Origin of the sequence: uncultured Streptomyces sp. (genome assembly GCF_947488945.1) — a bacterium.
Lineage (GTDB): Bacteria > Actinomycetota > Actinomycetes > Streptomycetales > Streptomycetaceae > Streptomyces.
In genome coordinates, this window is record NZ_CANLBS010000003.1 from 125,406 (window position 1) to 144,776 (window position 19,371).

Consider the following 19,371-nt stretch of genomic DNA (forward strand, 5'->3'; position numbering starts at 1 on the left):
ATTCGTCGGGGCCACGTGGACGAGGTGGCCGGACCGCAGGTGCGCCGTGGAGCGGTGCCGCTCGCGCGGTGGGGTCGGCGCGGCGCGCACGGTGGTCCGTGTCCGCCGGACGCGGCCGGCCGCCGTGGACGCGGTGCCCGATGGAGGGACGAGGGACGACGTGGATCTGCGACAAGCACGCGAACGACGGGTGCGCACCGGTGGGATCGAGCTGTGCGTAGCCGAGTTGGGCGACCCCGAGGCTGCGACGATCGTGCTGGTGCACGGCTACCCGGACAGCAAGGAGGTCTGGTCGGAGGTCGCCGCGCGGCTCGCGGACCGCTGGCACGTGGTGCTGTACGACGTACGGGGCCACGGCGGGTCGAGCGCCCCGCAGCCGCTGCGCGGCGGGTTCACGCTGGAGAAGCTGACGGACGACTTCCTCGCCGTGGTGGACGCGGTGAGCCCGGACCGGCCGGTGCACCTGGTCGGGCACGACTGGGGTTCCGTCCAGTCCTGGGAGTTCGCCACCGTGGACCGGACCCGGGGCCGCATCGCGTCGTTCACCTCGATGTCCGGGCCGTGCCTGGACCACTTCGGTCACTGGATCAAGGGGCGGATCAAACAGCCCACCGCCCGGCGGACCCTCCAACTGCTGGGCCAGGGAGCCAAGTCCTGGTACGTCTACCTGCTCCACACGCCGGTTCTGCCGGAGCGGGCCTGGCGCGGCCCGCTGGGCAGGCGCTGGCCGGCCATCCTGTCGCGGATGGAGAACGTCCCCCGCGGCGACTACCCGACGCCCTCGCTGTCGCGGGACGCGGCGCACGGAGCCTGGCTCTACCGGGACAACATCCGCTCCCGGCTGGCCCGCCCGCGCCCGGCTCCGTACGCCCACGTACCGGTCCAGCTCATCACGCCCACCGGCGACAGCTTCCTCTCGCCGGCGCTCTACGACGAACTCGACCGATGGGTGCCGGAGTTGGTCCGGCACGTGCTGCCGGCCAAGCACTGGGTGCCCCGGACCCAGCCCGACCGGATCGCGGCCTGGGTCGACGAGTTCGCCGCAGCCACGGAGAAGCGGGCGGGGGCGGGGCCCATCGAAGGGTGAGCAGCGGGGGCCACGTGCGCGGGCACGAGCGGGGCGGGGCGGGGTGACTCGCTCCGCATTCCCCATGTATCCGATGATCGCACTGGATTACGTCACCCGTTCGAGGGTGACGTGAAGCAATGGCGTCGGTGGGCGACACACGGGGCACTCTTGCGCTTCGGCCGAGCACTGGGGCGGACTCCACGCTCCACCTCTGCTGGGTGCCTCAGACCGGTTGCGGGGAAAGGCAGTTGAAGAGACGGCCGGTCCCTTGCCCCAAGCCGATTCTGCGTATGGCCCGTTGAACTGTGCGCGGACCGCTTTCCGTACGTGCAGGCCGCGTTCCTCCGATCTCGACGCCCCGGGGGCATCGCACCGGGCTCCTGCTCCCGAGGGTCCGTAGCGGGGAACCGCTCCCGCTGCCTGCCCGGTCCGGCGCGGACCGATGCCCTCATGGGGAACGAACCGAACAAGGCCTCATGAACAGCCCGTTCGCCGCCCACAGCCCCGCGCGTGCGTGCCGCCGCGCTCCGCGCTCCGGCACCGTCGACGCACCCCGGATGCCTCGTCCAACTCATCGACGGAACGGCCGTCTTTCCGCTGCCGCTCCCCCGAGATGCCGACACATGGCCGCCGAACGAGCGCCCCACACAGCGCTATTGGCGCATATTACACCAAGCCCCCATGAAAGTCCTTCTGTTGCCCAAATGACACCAATGCACAGGCCACTTGTCCACAGAAGCTTCATCACGCCTGTGGATAAAGGGAGTTACCTGTGGATCAAACCTTCGGAGTAAAAGTCCCACAAGCGCACAGGCTGAAAATCCGATGCGCTCCGGGACTGGACGCGGGCACTCTGATGCGATGGACGAAAGACGGACCGTGAAGGTCTCGAAGTACCTCTCCACACACCTCCGGCACCAGCCGGAACGCATCGGGCTGACGCTCGACGCCCACGGCTGGGTAGCTGTCGAGGAGCTGCTGAGCGCGGCCGCCCGGCACGGGTTCACCGTGACCCGCGACGAACTGGACCATGTGGTCGCCTTCAACGACAAGCGCCGCTTCACGATCGACGGCGACCGGATCCGCGCCAATCAGGGGCACACCGTCACGGTGGACCTCGACCTGCCGGAGACCGAACCTCCCGCGTACCTGTACCACGGCACCGCGCCGCACGCCCTGGAGGCGATCCGGGCCGAAGGGCTGCGGCCCATGGGCCGGCACCATGTGCATCTCTCCCCCGACCGGGAGACGGCGACCCGGGTGGGCGCCCGCCGGGGACGTCCGGTCGTGCTGTCCGTGCACGCGGGAGCGATGTTCCGGGCCGGACACGCGTTCCGCGTCAGCGCCAACGGCGTCTGGCTGGCCGACGCCGTCCCCCCGGAGTACCTGCGCTTTCCGGGCTGATCCCGCGCCCTGAGACCCCGGACCGCCGCGCTGCGGGTCTCCTTCACCGGGCCGGCTTGCCGAGCCCCGTCCGGAGGTCGTCGAGGTTCATCACGGGCTGCACGCCGACCTGGGCGCCCGCGCGGGAGAAGCGCCGTGTCACGGGAGGGAGTTCGGGGCTCTCCGCCATGTCGAGGACGAACATGCAGGTCCTCGCCCCCTCGGCGGGGGTGGAGTAGGCCGCCTCCGGTCGGAGACGAACCGCGGCCTCCTCCGGCATCTCGGCCATCGACCTCCCCAGCAACGTCCGCCGGGCGGCCGGACCGGGCAATCACTCCCCGCTCCGGTCCCGACGAATCCGCCGCCGTCCCGTGGGCAGACGGGCGGAATGGGAGAGATCCGGGTCGGAACCTGCTCGTGGACGGACAAGGCGCTGGTGTCCAGCGGCTGGTACCCGAGAGGCATGCGCGACGCCGAGGGCAGGCTGCGTCACTACGCCTCACAGTTCCCGGTGGCGGAGGTCGACGCGACCTACTACGGGCTGCCCAGTGTCCGCAACAGCCTGTTGTGGACCGAGCGCACCCCCGAGGGGTTCCGGTTCGACGTGAAGGCGTTCTCCCTGCTCACCGGACATCCGACCCGGCCGGAGGCGCTGCCCGCCGACCTGCGGCCGGCCTTCGCCCGAGGCCGGGCGCACGGCGGCGTCGATCCCGGTCTGCTCGACGAGGTGTGGGACCGGTACCGGGCGGCCCTCGAACCGCTGCGCGCCTCCGGCCGCCTGGGGACGCTGGTGTTCCAGTTCGCGCACCGGCTCGCGCCGGGCGGACCGGCGGAGGAGTACCTGCGCGAGTGCCGCAAGCGGGCGTCCGGGTGGCCGGTGGCGGTGGAGTTCCGGCACCCGGGCTGGTGGCATCCGGAGCGGGCCGACGCGACGGCGGCGCTGCTGACGGAACTGTCCGCGACCGCCGTGGCGGTGGACATGGTGCAGACGCTTCCCACCTCCGTCCCGCCGGTCCTGCGGGTGACCGACCCGGACCTCGCCGTGATCCGGCTCCACGGGCGCAACACCGCCTGGGGGACCGGCACCAAGGAGGACAGGTTCCGGCATGAGTACACGGCCGGGGAACTGACCGAGTGGGTGCCGCGGATCCGGGAGGCGGCCGGGCCGGCGCGGGAGGTGCACGTGCTGTTCAACAACTGCTGCGGCGACGCCGCGGTGCGCGCGGCGGGCGCGATGCGCCACCTGCTCGGCCTCTCGTAGGGTCGTGCCCATGCGACTGAGCACAGTGATCCTGCCCATCCACCGCTGGGCCGAGGGCCGCAAGGTCTGGCAGCGGGCCGAAGACCTCGGCTTCCACGCCGCGTACACCTACGACCACCTGTCCTGGCGTACGTTCCGCGACGGCCCGTGGTTCGGCGCGGTCCCCACCCTGACCGCCGCCGCGGCGGCCACCGAGCGGCTGCGGCTGGGCACGCTGGTCACCTCCCCCAACTTCCGGCACCCGGTCACCCTCGCCAAGGACCTGATCACCCTGGACGACGTGTCCGGCGGCCGGATCACCCTCGGCATCGGAGCCGGTGGCGACGGATTCGACGCCACCACGCTGCGTCGCGGCGACGAGGCTCCCTGGACTCCCCGCGAACGCGCCGACCACTTCGCGGAGTTCGTCCCGCTGCTGGACCGGCTGCTCACCGAGCCGTCCGTGACGTACGAGGGCTCCTTCTACGCGGCCAACGAGGCCCGCAACGTCCCCGGCTGCGTCCAGCGGCCCCGGCTTCCCTTCGCCGTCGCCGCCACCGGCCCGCGCGGTCTCAAGCTCGCCGCGCGGTACGGGCAGGCGTGGGTGACCACCGGCGACCCGAAGCTGTTCGGCACCGGTACTCCCGCCCAGTCCGCAGAGGCCCTGCGCGGACAGATCGACCGGCTCGGCGCGGCCGGCGAAGCGGTCGGCCGGGACGTCTCCGGGCTCGACAAGATCCTGCTCACCGGCTTCACCCCGGACCGTCCGCTGGAGTCCCTGGACGCCTTCGTGGACTTCGCCGGCACGCACGCGGAGCTCGGCTTCACCGAGATCGTGCTGCACTGGCCCGTCCCCGGCTCGGACTTCGCCGCCGACCAGTCGGTCTTCGAGCGGATCGCCACCGAAGGACTGTCCCAGCTCGGCTGAGGCTCCCGCGACCGGGCCCCGTTCTCACTCATCGTCACCCCCGCACCGGACGGCCGCGTCCCGGCACCACCGGGTACCGGAATTCCCCCGGGGCCGGTCGGGCGTCCACGGCGGGGCAAGACGCGCAACGGCACCTGACGAGGTGGCTGCACAGGCCGCCACCTCGTCGGCATATGCCAACGGCATACACCGCAGCTCAGGGGCGCGTGCACTCATATGCGCGCCCCTCCGCACGCCCGTGCGCCCTTGTACGGGAGAATGTCCGGGTGACCACCCCTATGGACGCGCCGCTGCCCGCCGTGACCCGGCTCATCGCCACCGATCTGGACGGCACCCTGCTGCGCGACGACAAGACGTTGTCGGAACGCACCGTCGCCGCCCTCGCCGCCGCCGAGGCCGCCGGTCTCCCCGTGCTCTTCGTCACCGGCCGTCCCGCCCGCTGGATGGACGCGGTCCTCGGTCACCTGCCGTCGCACGCCACCGCGATCTGCGCCAACGGCGCGGTGGTTGCGGACCTGAGCGGGACCCCGAAGCTGCTGCGGGTCCACCCGCTGGAGCGCGCCGACGCCCTCGAAGTCGTCCACCGGCTGCGCGCCGCCGCCCCCGGCACCTCGTTCGCCGTCGAGATGTCGACCGGCATCCACTACGAGCCGGCCTACCCGCCGTTCCACCTGGACCCGGGTGCGACCGTCGCGGTCGCCGAGAAGCTGCTCCACGAGGACGAGCCCGGCTCCGGCGCCCCCGTCCTGAAGCTGCTCGCCCACCACTCCGAGCAGGCGCCGGACGCGTTCCTGGCACTGGCCCGCTCGGTCGCCGGGGACCGGGCCGCGTTCACCCGGTCCAGTCCCTCCGCCCTGCTGGAGGCGGCGCGCAAGGGCGTCTCCAAGGCGTCCACCCTCGCCGAGTACTGCGCGGAGCTGTCCGTCCCCGCCTCCGAGGTGGTCGCCTTCGGGGACATGCCCAACGACGTGGAGATGCTCCGCTGGGCCGGCACCTCGTTCGCCATGGGCAACGCCCACCCGGACGCCCTGGCGGCGGCCTCCGGCGCCACGCTGACCAACGAGGAGGACGGGGTGGCAGTCGTCGTCGAACGCATCCTGGCCGCCCGCTGAGACCCGCTGCCTCCGGCCCTTGGGACGGCCCTCAGAGAGGCGCCTGCCACACCACCCCGGTGCCGCCCCCGTTCTCGCCGATGCCCGGACCGAACCAGCTCGCACCGCCCAGGGACTCGGCGCGCCGGGCCAGATTGCGCAGACCGCTGCGCCGTCCGCCCTCGGGAATGCCCACCCCGTCGTCGGCGACCGTCAGGCGGACCGCCGGGCGCCCGTCCGGCAGCGTCGCGGTGGCGTCGACGACCACGTCGATCAGTGAGGCCCCGGCGTGCCGGAACGCGTTGGACAGGGCCTCCCGCAGCGCCGCGATCAGGTTCTTCCCGGTGAGCTCGCCGACGAGCGTGTCGACGGCGCCGAGGAAGCGGTGGGACGGTTTGAAGCCGAGGGGCACCGCGGCCATGTTGATCTCTCGGAGCACCCGGGTACGCAGGCCGGACGGCGCCTGGGCGGGCTCCTGCTGGAGGGCGAAGATCGCGGTGCGGATCTCCTGGATGGTCACGTCCAGCTCGTCCACGGCCTGGCCCACGCCTTCCTGCACGTCGGGGACCATCGCCCGGCGCTGCGCACCCTCCAGCATCATGCCGGTGGCGAACAGACGCTGGATGACGAGGTCGTGCAGGTCGCGGGCGATGCGGTCGCGGTCCTCGTAGACGGCCAGCCGCTCCCGGTCCCGCTGCGCCTCGGCCATCATCAGCGCGAGCGCCGCCTGCGAGGCGAACTGGGTGGCGAGCGTCCGCTCGGCCTCCGTGAAGGGCCGGTCGCCCCGGGCCCGGGGGGTGGCGAGTGCGCCGAGCATCCGGCCGCCGCTGTGCAGCGGCACCAGCATGTTCGGCCCGTACGCGGCGGCCTGGCGCGAGATCATCCGGGGATCCGTGGCCGAGTCGTCCATGAACACCGACTCTCCGGCCAGCAGCGCCGCCACCACCGGGCTCTCCGGACCGATGACCACGCCCAGCGAAGCGGCCGGGTCGTCGGCGGAGACCGCGACGATCTCCAGCCCTCCTTCCTCTGCGGGCATCATCACCACGCCCGCGGCCGAGGCCGCCAGCCGCCGGGCCTGTTCGGCCACCACCGTCAGGGAGTCGTCCGCGTCACCGCCGGAGAGCAGGGCGGTGGTGACCGCGACCGAGCCGTCGATCCAGCGTTCGCGCTGCCGCGCCTCCTCGTACAGCCGGGCGTTGCCGATGGCGATGCCCGCCTCGGCGGCGAGGACCCGCACCATGTGCAGATCGTCCTGGTCGAACGGCGCCCCGCCCCGCTTCTCGCTGAGATAGAGGTTGCCGAAGATCTCGTCGCCGACGCGGATCGGCATGCCGAGGAAGGACTTCATCGGGGGATGGCCGGGCGGGAAGCCGGCCGCTCGCGGGTCCGTCGTGAGATCGTCGAGCAGCACCGTGTCGGGCTCGTGGATCAGTGCGCCCAGCAGCCCACGGCGGCCGTCGGGTGGATGGCCGATCGCCCGGACCACCTCCTCGGACACCCCGTAGGAGATGAAGTCGGACAGGCCTTCGGCCGACTCGCTCACCACGCCGATCGCCGCGTAGCGGGCACCGGTCAGTACGGCGGCGGTCTCGCAGATCCGGTCCAGCGTGGAGTGCAGTTCGAGACCGGCGCCGATGGACCGCATGGCCTCCAGGAGCTGAGGGATGCGGGCGGTCAGCTCGGTGGACAGCCCCTGGAGGCTGCGAGTCGCCCTGGTGGCAGCTTCGAGTGAGTCCTGCGCGTCCTGCTCTGCCATGCGTCGAGCCTAGTAAGTGCCGATCTGCACCGAAAGTCGGTTTCGGTCGTCGCGGCCCGTGGAGCGCCCGACCGACGGATCACGCGGGAACCGCAGCACCGGCGAGCGGCTCCGCGTCGGCCTCCCGCTCCAGCATCCGGCGCAGCGGCCCGTCCACCGCCGCCAGCTCCGCGTACGTTCCGCGCTGCACCACCCTGCCCGCGTCGAGCACCACGACCTCGTCGACGGCGTCCAGGCCCGCCATCCGGTGGGTGATCAGCACGGTGGTACGCCCGCGGGTGGCGGCCAGCAGGTCCGCGGTCAGCGCGTCGGCGGTCTCCAGGTCGAGATGTTCGGCGGGCTCGTCCAGGACGAGGACCGGGAAATCGGCGAGCAGCGCCCGGGCCAGCGCGAGGCGCCGGCGCTGGCCGCCGGACAGCCGGGCGCCGTGTTCGCCCACCGGGGTGTCCAGGCCCTCGGGCAGTCCGTCGGCCCAGTCGAGCAGGCGCGCCTCGGCCAGCGCCCGCCGCAGTTCCCGTTCGTCCGCGGCGGGACGGGCCAGCCGCAGGTTCTCCCGGACGGTGCTGTCGAAGACGTGGGCGTCCTGTGCGCAGAGCCCCACGAAGGTACGGACGGTGTCGCCCTCCAGCGCGGTCGCCGGGACGGAACCGATCCGGTACTCCCCGGACGCCGGGTCCAGGAACCGCAGCAGGACCTGGGCGAGGGTCGTCTTGCCGGAACCGGACGGCCCCACCACGGCGATCCTGCGTCCGGCGGTCAGTGTCAGGTCCACCCCGTCCAGGGCGTTCCGGTCCGCCTGCGGGTAGCGGGCCGTCACCGCGCGCAGCTCCACCGGGAAGGCGGAGGCGGGGGCGTCCGCCGGAGCCTCCGGTTCCCGTACGGGAACGGGGGCGTCCAGCACCTCGTACACCCGCTCCGCGCTCCGGCGGACGCGCTGGCGGTACTGGACGGCCAGCGGGATGCCGGTCACCGCCTCGAAGGCGGCGAGGGGCGTGAGGACGACGACGGCCATGGCGACGCCGGCCAGCCGGCCGTCGTGCACGGCGGGCAGCGCGACCGCCGCCGCCGCGACCACGGTCAGACCGCAGATCAGGGTGGACAGTCCGCCGCCGAGCGCGGTCGCGGCGGCGCCGCGTGCGGTGATCCGGGTGAGGACCCCGTCCGCCTCCCGGAGGCGGGCGTGCCGGGCCGGGAGGGCGCCGGCCACGGTCAGCTCGGCGGTGCCGCCCAGCAGGTCGGTGACACGGGTGGCGAGTTCCGCACGGGCGGGCGCCAACCGGCGCTCGGCCCGGCGGGCGAAGGCCCCGCTGACGAACGGCACGCCGACCCCGGCGAGGATCAGGCCGACGGCGAGCACGGCGCCCGCGCCGGGAAGCAGCCGGCCGACGAACCCGGCGGACGCGGCACCGACCAGCACGGCCGTCCCGGCGGGCAGCAGCCAGCGCAGCCAGTAGTCCTGGAGGGCGTCCACGTCCGCGACCAGCCGGGACAGCAGATCGCCGCGACGGGTGGTGCGCAGCCCGGCGGGCGCGATGCGCTCCAGCCGTCGGTAGACGGCGACCCTCAGCTCCGCCAGCATCTTCAGGACGGTGTCGTGGGAGACCAGGCGCTCGGCGTACCGGAAGACGGCCCGGCCGAGGCCGAAGGCACGGGTCGCGGTGACCGCCACCATCAGATAGAGGACCGGGGGCTGTTCCGAGGCGCGGGAGATCAGGTAGCCGGAGACGGCCATGAGCCCCACCGAGGAGCCCACGGCCAGGCTGCCGAGCAGCAGGGCGAGTGCCAGTCGCCGGCGCTGCGCACCGGCCGCCTCACGTACCCGGGCGAGCACCCGGCCGCCTCGCGGAGCGGTCTCCCGCAGCGTCAGCGGTACGTGCCCGGCCGCTCCGTCCGACGCGTCCGCCCCGTCGACGGAGACGTGGGCGCAGGAGCCTTCCGGGGCGGGAACGGCGTCCTGCGGGGCCGGCCGGGGCTCCAGCCGGACCACCCGGTCGGCCAGCGGCAGCAGCGCGGGCCGGTGCACCACGAGGAGCACGGTCCGGCCGGCCGCCAGCCGCCGTACCGCGTCGACGATTCCGGCCTCGGTCTCGCCGTCGAGGTTGGCGGTCGGCTCGTCGAGGAGGAGCAGGGGGCGGTCGGCGAGGAAGGCGCGGGCGAGCGCCAGCCTCTGCCGCTGCCCGGCGGAGAGGCCGGCCCCGTCCTCGCCCAGCACGGTCCGCACGCCGTCGGGCAGCGCGTCGACGAATTCCCACGCTCCGGCGTCGCGCAGGGCGGCCGTCACCGCGGCGGGCTCGGCGTCGGGCCGGGCCAGCCGCACGTTCTCCTCGATGGTCCCGGCGAAGAGGTGCGGGTGCTGCGGGACCCAGGCGATCCGTTCGCGCCAGCGTGCGGGGGAGAGGTCGCCGAGCGGGACGCCGCCCACCCGCACGGCGCCCTCGTCCGGGGCGGAGAAGCCCAGCAGCACCTGGAGCAGAGTGGACTTGCCCGCCCCGCTCGGGCCGACCAACGCCACCGTCTCCCCCGGTTCCACGACCAGTGTGACCGCGTCCAGGGAGGGTGCGGCGCGGCCTTCGTGGCGGATCGTCACCCGGTCCAGTTCGAGCCGCAGGGGCGAGGAGGGGACGTCCGCGGTTCCGGCGGCGGGCAGTCCGGTCTCCAGGACCTCGAAGATCTCCTCGGCGGCGGCCAGTCCTTCGGCCGCCGCGTGATACTGAGCGCCGACCTGACGGATGGGCAGGTACGCCTCGGGCGCGAGAATGAGCACCACCAGCCCCGTGTACAGGTCAAGTTCGCCGTGGACCAGCCGCATGCCGATGGTGACGGCGACGAGAGCCACGGAGAGAGTGGCCAGCAGTTCCAGCGCGAACGAGGAGAGGAAGGCGATCCGCAGGGTGCGTACGGTCGCCTGCCGGTACTGCGAGGTGATCGTGCGGATCGACTCGGCCTGGGCCTTGGCCCGCCCGAAGACCTTCAGGGTGGGCAGTCCGGCGACGACGTCCAGGAAGTGGCCGGAGAGCCGGGACAGCAGCTTCCACTGACGGTCCATCCGGGACTGGGTCGCCCAGCCGATCAGCATCATGAAGGCGGGGATCAGCGGCAGGGTGACCACGATGATCGCGGCGGAGACCCAGTCCTCCGTCACGATCCGGGCCAGCACCGCCACCGGCACCACGACCGCCAGGCCGAGCTGTGGAAGGTAGCGGGAGAAGTAGTCGTCCAGGGCGTCCACGCCACGGGTGGCGAGGGCCACCAGCGACCCGGTCCGCAGGGAGCCGAGCCGGTCGGGACCGAGCGCGGTCGCGCGCTCCAGGAGCCGGCCCCGCAGCTCGGACTTGACCGCCGCGCTCGCCCGGTGCGCCGCCAGTTCGGTGAGCCAGGAGACCAGCGCCCGGCCCAGCGCGACCACGGCGAGCAGCAACAGGGGGGTGGAGAGGTCGGAGACCGACCTCCCCTCCTCGAAGCCGCCCACCACGATCTCGGCGAGGAGCATCGCCTGGGCGATGACCAACGCGGCACCGACCGCCCCGAGTCCGACCACGGCCGCCAGGAAGACGCGGGTGGCACGGGCGTACCGGAGGAGTCGCGGGTCGATCGGTTTCACGTGAAACATCCCCCTGGGAGAGGTCGGTGGAGCCGGTGGGCTCAGTGCGCGTCGGCTATGTGCTGGGTGCCGATGCGCTTGCGGAAGACCCAGTACGTCCAGCCCTGGTACAGGAGCACGATCGGCGTCGCGATCCCGGCGCACCAGGTCATGATCTTCAGCGTGTACGGGGTCGAGGAGGCGTTGGTGACATTGAGGCTCCACGCCTCGTTCAGCGACGAGGGCATGACGTTCGGGAAGAGCGCCAGGAAGAGCATCGCCACGGCGGCGGCGACGGTCACTCCGGAGAGCGCGAAGGACCAGCCCTCCCGGCCGGCCGCGTTGGCCACCAGGGCGCCCACCAGCGCCGTCACGGCGACGACCATGGCGAGCAGGCTCCAGCCGTCACCGGTGTCCACCTGGGTCCAGATCAGGAACCCCAGGGCGAGCACCGCCGCGAGGAGGCCCACCTTCGAGGCCAGGGCGCGCGCCCGCACCCGGATGTCGCCCACCGTCTTCAGGGCGGCGAACACCGCGCCGTGGAAGGTGAACAGGGTCAGCGTCACCAGACCGCCGAGCAGCGCGTAGGGGTTGAGCAGGTCCCCGAGGGTGCCGACGTACTCCATGTCGGCGTCGATCTTGACCCCGCGCACGATGTTGCCGAACGCCACGCCCCAGAGCAGCGCCGGGATGAGCGACGTCCAGAAGATGGCGTGCTCCCAGTTGGTCTGCCACCGCTCCTCGGGCCGCTTCGCCCGGTACTCGAAGGCGACACCGCGCACGATGAGGCAGAGCAGGATGATCAGCAGCGGCAGGTAGAAGCCGGAGAACAGGGTGGCGTACCACTCCGGGAAGGCGGCGAAGGTCGCACCGCCCGCGCTGAGCAGCCAGACCTCGTTGCCGTCCCAGACCGGACCGATCGTGTTGATCAGGACCCGTCGCTCCTTGCGGTCGCGGGCCAGCGCCTTGGTGAGGACGCCGATCCCGAAGTCGAAGCCCTCCAGGAAGAAGTAGCCGATCCAGAGAACGGCGATGAGCACGAACCAGACGTCGTGGAGTTGCATCGTTCAGTCCCCCGCTCTCAGTAGGAGAAGGCCATCGGCCGGTCGGCGTCGGCGTCCTGATGGCCGCCGATCTTGGTGGGCGGGTTGAGGTCGTCCTCCGTGAGTTCCGGCGGTCCCGCCTTGATGTACTTCAGGAGCAGCTTCACCTCGACCACCGCGAGGATCGCGTAGACCAGGGTGAAGACGACCAGCGAGGTGATCACCTCGGCCTGGGAGGTGCCCGGGGAGACCGCGTCGCGGGTCTGCAGGACGCCGTAGACGACCCACGGCTGACGGCCCATCTCGGTGAAGATCCAGCCCCAGGAGTTGGCGATCAACGGGAAGAGCAGAGTCCAGAGCGCGACGATCCAGTAGAGGCGGCCGATCTTCGGGCTGAGCGCCTTGTTCTTGAAGAGCACCAGGTTCGGCACCTCGTCGTCGCCGGTCCGCAGCCCCGGCCTCAGCATGAACTTCTTGCGGGTCAGCCAGAGGCCGAGGATGCCGAGGCCGAACGAGGCCATGCCGAAGCCGATCATCCACCGGAAGCTCCAGAAGGCGACGGGAATGTTGGGGCGGTAGTCGCCGGGACCGTACTTCTCCTGCTCGGCCTCGTTGATGTCGTTGATGCCGGGGATGTACGAGGTGAACGTGTCGTCGGCGAGGAAGGACAGCACGCCGGGGATGGAGATCTCCACGGTGTTGTGGCCTTCGGCGACGTCCCCGACCGCGAAGATCGAGAAGGGCGCGCCCTCCTGGCCCTCCCAGAGCGCCTCGGCGGCGGCCATCTTCATGGGCTGCTGCTTGAACATCACCTTGCCGAGCAGGTCACCGCTGACGGCGGTGAGCAGACCGGCGACCACCACGGTGATCAGGCCGAGCCGCAGCGAGGTCCGCATGACGGGGATGTGGCGCTTACGGGCCAGGTGGAAGGCGGCGATGCCGACCATGAAGGCGCCGCCGACCAGGAAGGCCGCCGTGATGGTGTGGAAGAACTGGGTCAGCGCGGTGTTCTGGGTGAGCACCTGCCAGAAGTCGGTGAGTTCCGCGCGGCCGCGCTCCTTGTTGATGCGGAAGCCGACCGGGTGCTGCATCCAGGAGTTGGCCGCCAGGATGAAGTACGCGGAGAGGACGGTCCCGATGGAGACCATCCAGATGCAGGCGAGGTGGATCTTCTTCGGCAGCTTGTCCCAGCCGAAGATCCACAGGCCGATGAAGGTGGATTCGAAGAAGAACGCGATCAGCGCCTCGAAGGCGAGCGGCGCCCCGAAGACGTCCCCGACGAACCGCGAGTAGTCGGACCAGTTCATGCCGAACTGGAACTCCTGCACGATGCCGGTGACGACCCCCATGGCGATGTTGATCAGGAAGAGCTTGCCCCAGAACTTGGTGGCCTTGAGGTACTTCTCCTTCTCCGTCCGCACCCACGCGGTCTGCAGGCCGGCCGTCAGCGCGGCGAGCGAGATCGTCAGCGGGACGAACAGGAAGTGGTAGACGGTCGTAATGCCGAACTGCCAGCGCGCCATGGTCTCTGGCGCCAGAGCTAGCTCCACGTCGTCCTCTCCTTACGTCGCCGCGTCCCAGCGGAATTCGCCCCTTTGATCCCCCCGATACGGGGACGAAGCAGGACCCGCTTGTGAACGCGTTCACATTCACAAGCAATTATGGCGCACACCTGTACGGGATCTTCGAGGGGGTACCCCCTTTCAGCCACCGGTGCCCCCACGATCCGGACAGCACAACGGCCCCGGCCCTCCGAAGAGGTCCGGGGCCGCCGGTGAGGCACTCGACTACGACGCGGCGCGGAACTCCCCCGCCGCCTTCAGGAACACGTCGTTGCCCTCGGTCTCGCCGATCGTCACACGCACCCCCTCACCCGCGAACGGCCGGACGACCACCCCGGACCGCTCGCAGAACGCGGCGAACTCCGCCGTGCGGTCCCCGAGCCGCAGCCAGACGAAGTTGGCCTGCGACTCCGGCACGGTCCACCCCTGGCCGAGCAGCCCCTCGCGCACCCGCTCGCGCTCGCCGACCAGTGTGCCGACCCGTCCGAGGAGCTCGTCCTCGGCGCGGAGCGAGGCCACCGCGGCGTCCTGGGCGAGCTGGCTCACGCCGAACGGCACCGCGGTCTTGCGCAGCGCCGCCGCGACCGGCTCGTGCGCCACCGCGAACCCGACCCGCAGGCCGGCCAGCCCGTAGGCCTTGGAGAACGTCCGCAGGACCGCCACGTTCGGCCGGTCCCGGTAGATCTCCAGACCGTCCGGCACCTCCACGTCCCGGACGAACTCCTTGTACGCCTCGTCCAGCACCACCAGGACGTCCGAGGGCACCCGGTCCAGGAACCGCTCCAGCTCCGCCCGGCGCACCACGGTTCCGGTGGGGTTGTTGGGGTTGCAGACGAAGATCATCCGCGTCCGGTCGGTGATCGCGTCCGCCATCGCGTCCAGGTCGTGCACCTCGCCGTCGGTCAGCGGCACACGCACCGAGGTGGCGCCGCTGACCTGCGTGATGATCGGGTACGCCTCGAAGGAGCGCCAGGCGTAGACGACCTCGTCGCCGGGACCGGACGTGGCCTGAAGCAGCTGCTGCGCCACGCCCACCGAGCCCGTACCGGTGGCCAGGTGCGAGAGGGGGACGCCGAACCGGTCGGCCAGTTCGTTCATCAGGCCGGTGCAGGCCATGTCCGGGTACCGGTTGAACGCTCCGGCGGCGGCGAGCGCCGACTCCATCACGCCCGGCAGGGGCGGGAAGGGGTTCTCGTTGGAGGACAGCTTGAAGGCGGCCGGTCCGTCCGCGGACGCCGGCTTCCCCGGCACGTAGGCCGGCACGCCGTCCAGCGCCGCACGCAGTTTGGGGCTCGTCTCGCTCACCGCGGTCCTCCTCGACCATATGCACACGTCAACACTCCTCACCCTATGAGGAGGGACGGTTCCGCACGTGGCCGGGAGCGGGATGTCCGGGTCCCGGCGCGGCCGGCGGAACCCGCGCGCGGGAAGGGGGAGCGTTTCACCGTGCGCCGCGCGCCGGTAGCTCGCGCCGTGGCGCGCGTCCCTCGAAGTAGTGAGTTGAGACCTCTTCGAAACATCGAACATGTAGCAGGCGCTTACCGAACGACGTCCCACACATCGGCGCGGAAAGGAACAACCTCCTTTCATTGTAAGGTATTTGACGGACCGTGACCTTGCAGAAACGTGCCTGTCAACCTGGGCATATGCGACCGGACCCACCACCCTCCGGAGCCCTACTATCGGCTCGCCATGACAGCAGCAGGGAAGCACCAGGTGAGCCGGACCGAGACCCCCCGGCGCAACGGCCGCTCAGGACGGGCCGGGATCCGTGACGTGGCCGCCGCGGCCGGCGTCTCGATCACGACCGTCTCCGACGCGCTCAACGGCAAGGGCAGGCTCCCGGACGCCACCCGCAGCCATGTCCGCGAGGTCGCGGAGCGCCTGGGCTACCGCCCGTCGGCCGCGGCCCGGACCCTCCGTACGGGCAAGTCGGGGCTGATCGGCCTGACCGTGACCACGTACGGGGATGAACCTTTCACCTTCACCGAGTTCGCGTACTTCGCGGAGATGGCGAGAGCAGCCACCTCGGCGGCGCTGGACCGGGGATACGCGCTCGTGATCCTCCCGGCGACCTCGCGCCACGACGTCTGGTCGAACGTGGCCCTGGACGGCACGGTGGTCATCGACCCCTCCGACCAGGACCCCGTCGTCACCGAGCTGATCCGGCAGGGCATCCCCGTCGTCTCCGACGGCCGTCCGGCCGGCGAACTCCCGGTCACCGCCTGGGTGGACAACGACCACCGGGCCGCCGTGCTCGATCTGCTCGACCACCTCGCCGCGGCCGGCGCCCGGCGCATCGGCCTGCTGACCGGGACGACCACCGACACGTACACCCGACTGTCGACCACCGCCTACCTGCACTGGTGCGAGCGGGTCGGCCAGGACCCGGTGTACGAGTCCTACCCGGCGCACGATCCGTGCGCGGGCGCGGTGGCGGCCGACCGGCTGCTCGCCCGACCGGACCGGCCCGACGCGGTCTACGGCCTCTTCGACCCGAACGGCACCGACCTGCTCGCGGCGGCCCGGCGGTACGGCCTGCGCGTCCCCGACGACCTGCTGCTGGTGTGCTGCAGCGAGTCCATGGTCTACGCGACGACCGAGCCGCCCATCACCACGCTCTCCCTCAAGCCGCGCCGGATCGGCACCGCGGTGGTGCAACTGCTCATCGACGCCATCGAGGGCGTCGGCCAGGACGGTCCGGTGGAGCAGGTGATACCGACCGAGTTGATCGTCCGGACCTCGTCGCAGCGCCGCCCGCCGCGCACCACCGTCAGCGCACCACGCTCTCCGAACAGGGAGTGAACCGGGATTATCCGGACCAATTCGCAGGTGAACCGCACGTGCGCCCGGATTCACCACCCCTGGTGCGTCACAGAGCACGATCCGCATTCCTATGATGGGCGCACGACACCGCGGACCTCCCTACCAGGCACGGCCCGTCAGGTGTACGGCGGCGCGACGGTGGTGGAGGGGTCGATGACTCAGGGGGCCGGTCAGGAACCCGTGGTGCGCACGGCGACGTTGCGCGATTTCCGCGTCCCGCCGTACGCGCGGACCCCCGTGGAGACGGGTCTGCCGCACCCCGGCAGCCCTGTCCTCCCCCCGGCGCCCGGCGGTGCGGTGTTCGCCGCCGGACCGCACCAGGGCCTCGCCGTGCACCCCGGCGACGCCGTACCCGCCGACGAGCCGCCGGAGGGCTACACCCCCACCGAACGCGATCTGCCGGTCATCGGCCGCAGCGACGCCTCCGAGCCCCGGACCGTGCCGGACCCCCGCCCCGCGAGCGAGGGCCTGGGTCCGCTCTACGTGGTCGGCGACGTCCACGGCTACCTCGACGAGCTGCGCGCCGCCCTGGCCGAGCAGGGCCTCATCGACGCCGACGGAAGCTGGGCGGCGGGCAACGCCCGGCTCTGGTTCCTCGGCGACTTCACCGACCGCGGCCCCGACGGCATCGGCGTCATCGACCTGGTCATGCAGCTCTCGGCCGAAGCAGCGGCGGCCGGCGGCTACTGCAAGGCCCTGATGGGCAACCACGAACTGCTGCTGATCGGCGCCAAGCGGTTCGCCGACACCCCCGTGCACTCGGGCGCCGGCACGGCCACCTTCCAGGCGGCCTGGCTGCTCAACGGGGGTCAGAAGAGCGACATGGACCGGCTGCGCGACGTACACCTCCAGTGGATGTCCCGGCTGGACGCCATGGTGGAGGAGGACGGGCACCTGCTCATGCACTCCGACACCATGGCGTACCTCGACTACGGCTCCACCGTCGAGGACGTCAACGACACGGTGCACGCGATCCTCACCCGCGGCGACGCCGACGAGTGCTGGGACGTCTTCCGCAAGCTCACCAAGCGCTTCGCGTTCCGGGACGAGGGCGGCGCCGACGCGGCCCGCACCCTCATGGACACCTACGGCGGCCGGCGCGTGGTGCACGGCCACAGCCCCATCCCGTACCTGCTGGGCGAAGTCGGCTCGGAGGACGGGGAGAACGGCGCGGGTCCCGTGGTGACCGGCCCGCACGTGTACGCCGACGGGCTCGCCATCGCCATGGACGGCGGCGTGACGATGGCCGGAAAACTGCTGGTGGTGCGGCTCCCCCTGCATGACTGAGGCTCGACGGGGGAAAGGATCACCCGAACCGGTCCACCGGCCGCCGGGCCCTTTTCCGGAAACACCCTGTCACGCCATGCCGTCCGCGCTCTACCATCGGCGTACCAGTAGCAGGCTCTCCTCCGTTTCCGCCATGTCGCCCCGCGCCTTTGGGTGATCGGGCGCACTACGGAGCATCGGGGGATGCAGATGACAAGCGCTCCGCACCTGCTGGCCGAGGACAGGCCCGAGTTCGAGCGGATCCTCGGCGACGCACTGCGCCACGCCCACGAGCACCCGGACCTCGAAGGGGTCGGGGAGCGGCTCAACCGCGAACAGCTGAGGACGATGGCCCTCAGCGCCACCGCGCTGATCACCGCGGCGGCGGCCACCGAGTACGAGCACTACGTGAAGGCGCGCGGCGAGCTGCGCGCACCCACCGGGGACGCGGACCCCGACACGGCCCCGGACGCGGAGGCGGCCGGGCCCGAGGGGCCGGGTGCGGGCATAGGCGCGGTGGTCACCGTGCTCGCGCCGATACTGGCGGGGACGGCAGCCGGGATCTTCCTTCTCGTCGGCTACGCCCTCCAGGGCCTCTCACCGTCCCTGGCCTTCGCGGGCACCATGGTCACCGCCGGCTGGTTCTTCGCCGCGGCGGCCGCGGCGGCCGTCCTCGTCGCCACCGCCGGGCTGCTGGTCACCGCGCTGCGCAACGGCGCTTCGGCGCAGGCCGCCCAGCGGGAGGAGGACGCCTTCCCGGAAGAGGTCGCACGGGCGAGGGAAGCCTGGCGGCATGCCCTGCTGGAGCGCGGCATCCTTCCGTTCCTCCGCGACGCCCTGGCCGATCCGTCGGCGGCGCCCGCGGCCCGCACCCCGCTCCGTTCGCCGAACCGCATCCCGAAGATCGGCTACAGCAGCCCGGACTTCTCCGGACCCGCCGACGGCCCTCCGGCGGGACCGCGCCCGACCTTCACCAGTCCCGACTTCACCAGCCCGGACTACGGCGGGCCGGAGCACGAGCCGCAGTAGCGCCGCCTCGGCCGCGCACGCCCGGAGGCCGGGACGGCGTGTGCCGTCCCGGCCTCCGGGATGCGGGTGCTCCGGTGTGCGGAGCGGCTGATCAGACCGCCGCGAACTTGGGGTTCGGGCCGTACTCGTTGGCCTCGGGCTTGCCCTCGGAGGCGGTGAAGACGAGCAGGATGATCCCGCCCACGAGCGGGATGAACGAGATGAAGAACCACCAGCCCGAGCGGCCGGTGTCGTGCAGGCGGCGCACGGTGACCGCGAGCGAGGGGACCAGCACCGCGATCACGTAGATGAAATACGGAATCTGGCTGTCGATCAGCGAGCCGATGATCTGCAGCACAACCGCGATGATGAAGTTGAAGAGCACGAACATCCAGAACTCCTTGCGGCGCGCACGCCCGCTGAAGCCCGCGTAGTTCTTGAGCACGTCCAGGTACCAGTTCACAGCGAATCCCTCCCCTTGCCCCCGTGCGGAGGCCCTTGCCTTTCGGCCGAGCAGGCCGAAAAGTAAGCGACACGTAAGGAACGGGTCAAGGGTGATCGGGCTCGCACGGAAAGATACACAGACCTGTCGCTCTACCGTGTCCTTATCGACGCC

General features: G+C 71.6%; 14 protein-coding genes and 1 pseudogene. 8 read left to right on the forward strand and 7 right to left on the reverse strand.

Going from position 1 to position 19,371, the window contains the following annotated elements; translation table 11 throughout:
* Positions 1-160: 160 nt before the first annotated feature.
* Both Q0994_RS04960 and Q0994_RS04965 read left to right on the forward strand, forming a co-directional pair.
* Positions 161-1,054 (forward strand): annotated as a pseudogene (locus Q0994_RS04960) (alpha/beta fold hydrolase); the annotation flags it as partial.
* Between the two features lie 876 nt (positions 1,055-1,930).
* Entirely contained in the window at positions 1,931-2,473 is a 543-nt protein-coding gene (locus Q0994_RS04965; protein ID WP_299529465.1) for an RNA 2'-phosphotransferase, read from the forward strand.
* A 43-nt stretch (positions 2,474-2,516) separates the two neighbouring features.
* Here Q0994_RS04965 and Q0994_RS04970 read toward each other — a convergent pair whose 3' ends face one another.
* A complete protein-coding gene (locus Q0994_RS04970) occupies positions 2,517-2,741 on the reverse strand; it encodes a hypothetical protein (protein WP_299529466.1) in 225 nt (74 codons plus the stop codon).
* Positions 2,742-2,840: 99 nt separating this feature from the next.
* Here Q0994_RS04970 and Q0994_RS04975 point away from each other — a divergent pair, with 99 nt between their 5' ends.
* The 3 genes from Q0994_RS04975 to Q0994_RS04985 all read left to right on the forward strand — a co-directional run bounded on the left by Q0994_RS04975 (position 2,841) and on the right by Q0994_RS04985 (position 5,732).
* The gene (locus tag Q0994_RS04975) at positions 2,841-3,713 is read left to right on the forward strand and encodes a DUF72 domain-containing protein (RefSeq protein WP_299529468.1); all 873 of its coding nucleotides are present in this window, start codon (positions 2,841-2,843) and stop codon (positions 3,711-3,713) included.
* Between the two features lie 10 nt (positions 3,714-3,723).
* Positions 3,724-4,620 carry an LLM class flavin-dependent oxidoreductase gene (locus Q0994_RS04980; protein ID WP_299529470.1) on the forward strand — a complete coding sequence of 299 codons (897 nt, stop codon included), beginning with the start codon at positions 3,724-3,726 and terminating at the stop codon, positions 4,618-4,620.
* A gap of 278 nt (positions 4,621-4,898) precedes the next feature.
* Complete coding sequence (locus Q0994_RS04985; protein ID WP_299530308.1) at positions 4,899-5,732, forward strand: Cof-type HAD-IIB family hydrolase; 834 nt, start codon at positions 4,899-4,901, stop codon at positions 5,730-5,732.
* Between the two features lie 31 nt (positions 5,733-5,763).
* Here the strand turns inward: Q0994_RS04985 and Q0994_RS04990 are convergent, their stop codons facing one another.
* The 5 genes from Q0994_RS04990 to hisC form a co-directional block, all read right to left on the reverse strand.
* On the reverse strand, positions 5,764-7,470 hold the full coding sequence (locus Q0994_RS04990; protein ID WP_299529471.1) for a GAF domain-containing sensor histidine kinase: 1,707 nt from the start codon (positions 7,468-7,470) through the stop codon (positions 5,764-5,766).
* A 79-nt stretch (positions 7,471-7,549) separates the two neighbouring features.
* On the reverse strand, positions 7,550-11,071 hold the full coding sequence (cydD, locus tag Q0994_RS04995; protein WP_299529472.1) for a thiol reductant ABC exporter subunit CydD: 3,522 nt from the start codon (positions 11,069-11,071) through the stop codon (positions 7,550-7,552).
* Positions 11,072-11,112: 41 nt separating this feature from the next.
* Positions 11,113-12,114, reverse strand: coding sequence for a cytochrome d ubiquinol oxidase subunit II (cydB, locus tag Q0994_RS05000; protein WP_299529474.1), 1,002 nt, complete (start codon positions 12,112-12,114; stop codon positions 11,113-11,115).
* Positions 12,115-12,131: 17 nt separating this feature from the next.
* Positions 12,132-13,643, reverse strand: coding sequence for a cytochrome ubiquinol oxidase subunit I (locus Q0994_RS05005; RefSeq protein ID WP_299529476.1), 1,512 nt, complete (start codon positions 13,641-13,643; stop codon positions 12,132-12,134).
* 237 nt (positions 13,644-13,880) lie between these two features.
* A complete protein-coding gene (gene hisC, locus Q0994_RS05010) occupies positions 13,881-14,960 on the reverse strand; it encodes a histidinol-phosphate transaminase (RefSeq protein ID WP_299529478.1) in 1,080 nt (359 codons plus the stop codon).
* Positions 14,961-15,347: 387 nt separating this feature from the next.
* On the opposite strand from hisC, the gene Q0994_RS05015 reads away from it, so the two are divergent.
* The 3 genes from Q0994_RS05015 (at position 15,348) to Q0994_RS05025 (ending at position 18,776) form a co-directional block, all read left to right on the forward strand.
* Positions 15,348-16,460 (forward strand): LacI family DNA-binding transcriptional regulator, encoded by a 1,113-nt coding sequence (locus tag Q0994_RS05015; protein ID WP_299529480.1) that lies wholly within the window; start codon positions 15,348-15,350, stop codon positions 16,458-16,460.
* A 174-nt stretch (positions 16,461-16,634) separates the two neighbouring features.
* Positions 16,635-17,768, forward strand: coding sequence for a metallophosphoesterase (locus Q0994_RS05020; RefSeq protein WP_299529482.1), 1,134 nt, complete (start codon positions 16,635-16,637; stop codon positions 17,766-17,768).
* Positions 17,769-17,951: 183 nt separating this feature from the next.
* A complete protein-coding gene (locus Q0994_RS05025; protein ID WP_299529484.1) occupies positions 17,952-18,776 on the forward strand; it encodes a hypothetical protein in 825 nt (274 codons plus the stop codon).
* A gap of 91 nt (positions 18,777-18,867) precedes the next feature.
* Here Q0994_RS05025 and Q0994_RS05030 read toward each other — a convergent pair whose 3' ends face one another.
* Positions 18,868-19,218: a DUF805 domain-containing protein gene (locus Q0994_RS05030; protein ID WP_299529486.1), complete on the reverse strand. Its 351-nt coding sequence runs from the start codon at positions 19,216-19,218 to the stop codon at positions 18,868-18,870.
* Positions 19,219-19,371: the final 153 nt, after the last annotated feature.

Excerpts from the sequence above, each read along its gene's own strand:
- Q0994_RS04965 (WP_299529465.1), top strand. The coding sequence starts at position 1,931 with ATGGACGAAAGACGGACCGTGAAGGTCTCGAAGTACCTCTCCACACAC.
- Q0994_RS04970 (WP_299529466.1), bottom strand. The coding sequence starts at position 2,741 with ATGGCCGAGATGCCGGAGGAGGCCGCGGTTCGTCTCCGACCGGAGGCG.
- Q0994_RS04975 (WP_299529468.1), top strand. The coding sequence starts at position 2,841 with ATGGGAGAGATCCGGGTCGGAACCTGCTCGTGGACGGACAAGGCGCTG.
- Q0994_RS04980 (WP_299529470.1), top strand. The coding sequence starts at position 3,724 with ATGCGACTGAGCACAGTGATCCTGCCCATCCACCGCTGGGCCGAGGGC.
- Q0994_RS04985 (WP_299530308.1), top strand. The coding sequence starts at position 4,899 with ATGGACGCGCCGCTGCCCGCCGTGACCCGGCTCATCGCCACCGATCTG.
- Q0994_RS04990 (WP_299529471.1), bottom strand. The coding sequence starts at position 7,470 with ATGGCAGAGCAGGACGCGCAGGACTCACTCGAAGCTGCCACCAGGGCG.
- cydB (WP_299529474.1), bottom strand. The coding sequence starts at position 12,114 with ATGCAACTCCACGACGTCTGGTTCGTGCTCATCGCCGTTCTCTGGATC.
- Q0994_RS05015 (WP_299529480.1), top strand. The coding sequence starts at position 15,348 with ATGACAGCAGCAGGGAAGCACCAGGTGAGCCGGACCGAGACCCCCCGG.
- Q0994_RS05020 (WP_299529482.1), top strand. The coding sequence starts at position 16,635 with ATGACTCAGGGGGCCGGTCAGGAACCCGTGGTGCGCACGGCGACGTTG.
- Q0994_RS05025 (WP_299529484.1), top strand. The coding sequence starts at position 17,952 with ATGCAGATGACAAGCGCTCCGCACCTGCTGGCCGAGGACAGGCCCGAG.